At 68.0% G+C, this 4,319-nt stretch carries 6 protein-coding genes; all 6 read left to right on the top strand.

The genetic code is table 11. The features are described 5' to 3' along the window. Window positions 1–362, top strand: a 362-nt coding sequence (locus LPZ50_RS22405; protein WP_230665039.1) for a tetraacyldisaccharide 4'-kinase, incomplete at its 5' end; no start/stop codon positions are given. Window positions 363–413: 51 nt separating this feature from the next. Continuing rightward, on the top strand, window positions 414–602 hold the full coding sequence (locus tag LPZ50_RS22400; protein WP_230665038.1) for a Trm112 family protein: 189 nt from the start codon (window positions 414–416) through the stop codon (window positions 600–602). A 3-nt stretch (window positions 603–605) separates the two neighbouring features. Next, window positions 606–1,376, top strand: a complete 771-nt coding sequence (gene kdsB / locus LPZ50_RS22395) for a 3-deoxy-manno-octulosonate cytidylyltransferase (RefSeq protein WP_230665037.1) — start codon at window positions 606–608, stop codon at window positions 1,374–1,376. A 92-nt stretch (window positions 1,377–1,468) separates the two neighbouring features. Next, window positions 1,469–2,125 carry an adenylate kinase gene (gene adk / locus LPZ50_RS22390; RefSeq protein ID WP_230665036.1) on the top strand — a complete coding sequence of 219 codons (657 nt, stop codon included), beginning with the start codon at window positions 1,469–1,471 and terminating at the stop codon, window positions 2,123–2,125. Window positions 2,126–2,198: 73 nt separating this feature from the next. Continuing rightward, on the top strand, window positions 2,199–2,957 hold the full coding sequence (locus LPZ50_RS22385; RefSeq protein ID WP_230665035.1) for a 3-hydroxyacyl-CoA dehydrogenase: 759 nt from the start codon (window positions 2,199–2,201) through the stop codon (window positions 2,955–2,957). A gap of 50 nt (window positions 2,958–3,007) precedes the next feature. Next, window positions 3,008–4,319: murein biosynthesis integral membrane protein MurJ (murJ, locus tag LPZ50_RS22380; protein WP_230665040.1), on the top strand; the 1,312-nt coding region annotated here is incomplete at its 3' end.

Raw genomic sequence — 4,319 nt, 5'->3', positions numbered from 1 at the left:
CCGACGCCGCCCGGCATCTGCAAAGCGGCGCCCGCCTGCCCCTGGCGGATTTTGCCGACCCGGGCCGCTTTGCCGCCGTGGCCGCGGCGGCCGGCATCGGCAACCCCGGCCGCTTCTTCGACACGCTGCGCGCAGCCGGTTTGGGGCCAACCCCTTGCCTGGCCCTGCCCGACCACTACGATTACCGCCGCTCGCCGTTCGAGCACATCGCCGCGGACGCCATCCTGGTCACGTCCAAAGACGCCATCAAGTGCCGCGCCCTGAACGACGCCCGCTTGTGGGAAGTTCCGGTGCGGGCGCGGTTTTCCGATCCGCGGCTGTTCGACTGGCTAAACGGGCGGCTGCGCCGGCCGGCCGCCTGATTCCCCGGCAAGAGCGGCATTTTCGCCGCCAACTTGCTTTAGAATCGCGGCATGGAATCCCGCCTTCTCGACACCCTCGTGTGCCCGCTATGCAAGGGCCGCCTCGACTACGACCGCGACCAGGCCGAGCTGATCTGCCGCGCCGACCGCCTGGCCTATCCTGTGCGCGATGGCATCCCCGTCATGCTCGAATCGGAAGCCCGGCAACTGGACGCCGCCGCAGCCCCCGGCCCGGCCTGAACCGTGAGCTTCGTCGCCCTGATCCCCGCCCGCATGGCGTCCACGCGCCTGCCCGACAAGCCGTTGGCCGACATCGCCGGCAAGCCCATGGTGGTCCGGGTGGCCGAACGCGCGGCCCGTTCACAGGCCGAGCACATCTACATCGCCACCGATGACGGCCGCGTGCAGCAAGCCGCCGCGGCCCACGGCCACGCCGCGCTGCTGACCCGCGCCGACCACCCCACCGGCACCGACCGCCTGGCCGAGGCCGTCGACCAGTTGGGCCTGCCCGACGATACCGTCGTGGTCAATGTGCAGGGCGACGAACCCTTGATCGAACCGGCGCTCATCGACGCAGTGGCCGCCCTGCTGCACGGCCATCCCGAAGCGGACATTGCCACCTGCGCCTGCCCGCTGGCCGATGCAGAATCGCTGTTCAACCCCAATGTGGTGAAGGTGGTATGCGGGGCCGACGGGCATGCACTGTACTTCTCGCGTGCGCCCATTCCCTGGGCGCGCGACGCGCTGGCGGGCGGCGAGCGCGTGCTGGCCGCCGGGCTGCCCGCTTTGCACCATATCGGGCTGTACGCTTACCGCGCGGCGTTCCTGCGGCGCTTCCCGGCCCTGCCGCAAGGCGCGCTGGAACGCTACGAAGCGCTGGAACAACTGCGCGCGCTGGAACACGGACACAAAATCGTCGTGCACCGCACCTCGCAGCCGCCCATGGCCGGCGTGGATACCCCGGCCGACCTCGCCCGGGTGCGGGCACACTACGATGACTATCATCGGTTATAACGGGTTTTCCCTTGATACGCACGGCCACAAGGGCTGCTGCGTTGCGGCATAATCGTCCCGGTCAAAAAATTCCCCATCATTCAGGAGCACCCATGCGACTCATCTTGCTCGGACCGCCCGGCGCCGGCAAAGGCACCCAAGCCGCATTCGTTACTCAGCACTTCGCCATTCCTCAAATTTCCACCGGCGACATGCTGCGCGCCGCCGTCAAGGAAGGCACGTCGCTGGGCCTGGAAGCCAAGAAAGTCATGGACGCCGGCGGCCTGGTATCCGACGACATCATCATCGGCCTCGTGCAAGACCGCCTGAAGCAGCCCGACTGCGCCAATGGCTACCTGTTCGACGGCTTTCCCCGCACCATTCCGCAAGCCGATGCGCTCAAGAGCGCCGGGGTCGCGCTCGACTACGTCGTCGAAATCGAAGTCCCCGAACAAGACATCATCGAACGCATGAGCGGCCGCCGCGTGCATCCGGCCAGCGGCCGCAGCTACCACATCCGCTTCAACCCGCCCAAGGCCGAGGGCCTGGACGACGTCACCAGCGAACCGCTGGTCCAGCGCGACGACGACCGCGAGGAAACCGTGCGCAACCGCCTGGCCGTGTACCAGAAGCAAACGCGCCCCCTGGTCGACTACTACGCGTCCTGGGCCGAAGCCGGCGACGGCAAGGCGCCCAAGTACCGCAAGATCTCCGGCGTGGGCGCCGTCGATGAAATCAAGGCCCGCCTGTTCCAGGCCCTGGCCAACTGATCTCCCCGCCCTTCCCGCGCGCCGCGGCCCGCCCGCGGCGCATCGTTGAACTCTTTTGCTTCGAAGATTCGCCATGGAAATCGCAAACAAGGTATTCATCGTCACCGGTGGCGCGTCCGGCCTGGGCGCCGGCACGGTGCGCATGCTGGTGGAAAACGGCGCCAAGGTCGTCATCGCCGACCTGCAGGATGAACCCGGCCAGGCCCTGGCCGCTGAACTCGGGCAACGCTACGTGCACTGCGACGTCACCCAGGAAGCCGACGGCCAGCGCGTCGTGGCCGCCGCCCTTGAACTGGGCCCGCTGTTCGGGCTGGTGAACTGCGCCGGCGTGGCGCCGGCCGCCAAGATCGTGGGCAAGAACGGCGCGCATCCGCTCGACCTGTTCCAGAAGGTGGTGTCCATCAACCTGATCGGCAGCTTCAACATGATGCGTCTGGCCGCCGAAGCCATGGGCAGCAACGCCCCTGAATCCACCGGCGAGCGCGGCGTCATGATCAATACCGCATCGGTCGCGGCATTCGACGGCCAGATCGGCCAGGCGGCCTACGCGGCGTCCAAGGCCGGCGTGGCCGGCATGACGCTGCCCATCGCCCGCGACCTCGCCAAGACAGGCATCCGCTGCATGACCATCGCCCCAGGCATCTTCGGTACGCCCATGATCTTCGGCATGCCCCAGGAAGTGCAGGATTCGCTGGCCGCCAGCATTCCCTTTCCCGCCCGCCTGGGCCGTCCCGAAGACTACGCCAAGCTGGTGCAAAGCATCATCACCAACGATATGCTCAACGGCGAAACGATCCGCCTGGACGGCGCGATCCGCATGCCGCCCAAATAAAAACGGCCGTGCGCGGCGGTTCCCCGTCGCGCGCCACTTCTCCTTCTTCCATGGGTTTGTTCCGCTCGGCCGCAACCGTCAGCAGCTTTACGCTGCTGTCGCGCATTACCGGCCTGGTCCGCGATATCCTGGTGGCGCGCGCTTTCGGCGCGGGCCCCCTGACTGACGCATTCTGGGTTGCGTTCCGCATTCCCAACCTGCTGCGGCGGCTGTTCGCCGAGGGCGCATTCTCGCAGGCCTTTGTCCCCATCCTGGGAACCGCCCGCAACGAGCGCGGCGACGCCGAGGTACGCACCCTGCTCGACCGCGTCGCGCTCTTGCTCACGCTGGCCCTGATGGCCATTACGCTGGCGGGCATCGTGGCCGCTCCGTGGGTGGTCACCGCCATGGCCAGCGGCCTGCGGGGCGAGGCCCGCGGCACGGAATTCGGCGCCGCCGTCTGGATGACGCGGCTGATGTTCCCGTACATCCTGTGCATGTCGCTGGTGGCCTTTGCTTCCGGGGTGCTGAACACCTGGCGGCGTTTCGCCGTGCCGGCCTTCACTCCCATGCTGCTGAACATCTCCATGATCGCCGCCTGCCTGTGGCTGGCGCCGCGCATGGACGTGCCCATCTACGCGCTGGCCATCGGCGTCATGGCGGGCGGCGTGGCGCAATTGGCCGTGCAATGGCTGGCGCTGGCGCGGCTGGGGCTGGTGCCCCGCCTGTTCACCAACGTGCGGCAGGCCTGGGCCGACACCACCGTGCAGCGCATCCTGAAGCAGATGGCGCCGGCTACCCTGGGGGTATCCGTGGCGCAGATATCCCTGCTGATCAACACCAATATCGCTACCTGGCTGACTCCCGGCAGCGTCACCTGGCTGTCGTTCGCCGATCGCCTGATGGAATTCCCCACCGCCCTGCTGGGAGTGGCGCTGGGCACCGTGCTGCTGCCCAGCCTGTCCGCCGCCCACGCGCGGCAAGACAGCGCGGCGTACTCGGCCCTGCTGGACTGGGGCCTGCGCCTGGTGCTGCTGCTGGGCCTGCCCGCCGCCATGGGCCTGGCCCTGCTGTCCGACGGACTGGTGGCCACACTGTTCCATTACGGCGCCTTCCAGGCCCAGGACGTCGCCCAGACCCGCATGGCCGTCATGGCCTATTCTGCCGGCCTGATCGGCATCCTGGGCGTGAAGATCCTGGCACCGGGCTTTTATGCCCAGCAAGACATCCGCACCCCCGTCAAGATCGCCATCATGGTGCTGATTGCCACCCAATTGATGAACCTGGCCCTGGTGCCGGTGCTGGCGCATGCCGGCCTGGCCCTGGCCATCGGGCTGGGCGCCACCCTGAATGCCCTGGCGCTGCTGGCCGGCCTGCGCCGCC

Origin of the sequence: Bordetella petrii (assembly GCF_020991325.1) — a bacterium.
GTDB lineage: Bacteria > Pseudomonadota > Gammaproteobacteria > Burkholderiales > Burkholderiaceae_B > Bordetella_A > Bordetella_A petrii_E.
The sequence above is the reverse complement of the archived record's forward strand: the minus strand, read 5'-3'. Positions and strand labels throughout refer to the sequence as shown.

Excerpts from the sequence above, each read along its gene's own strand:
- LPZ50_RS22400 (WP_230665038.1), top strand. The coding sequence starts at position 414 with ATGGAATCCCGCCTTCTCGACACCCTCGTGTGCCCGCTATGCAAGGGC.
- LPZ50_RS22385 (WP_230665035.1), top strand. The coding sequence starts at position 2,199 with ATGGAAATCGCAAACAAGGTATTCATCGTCACCGGTGGCGCGTCCGGC.
- adk (WP_230665036.1), top strand. The coding sequence starts at position 1,469 with ATGCGACTCATCTTGCTCGGACCGCCCGGCGCCGGCAAAGGCACCCAA.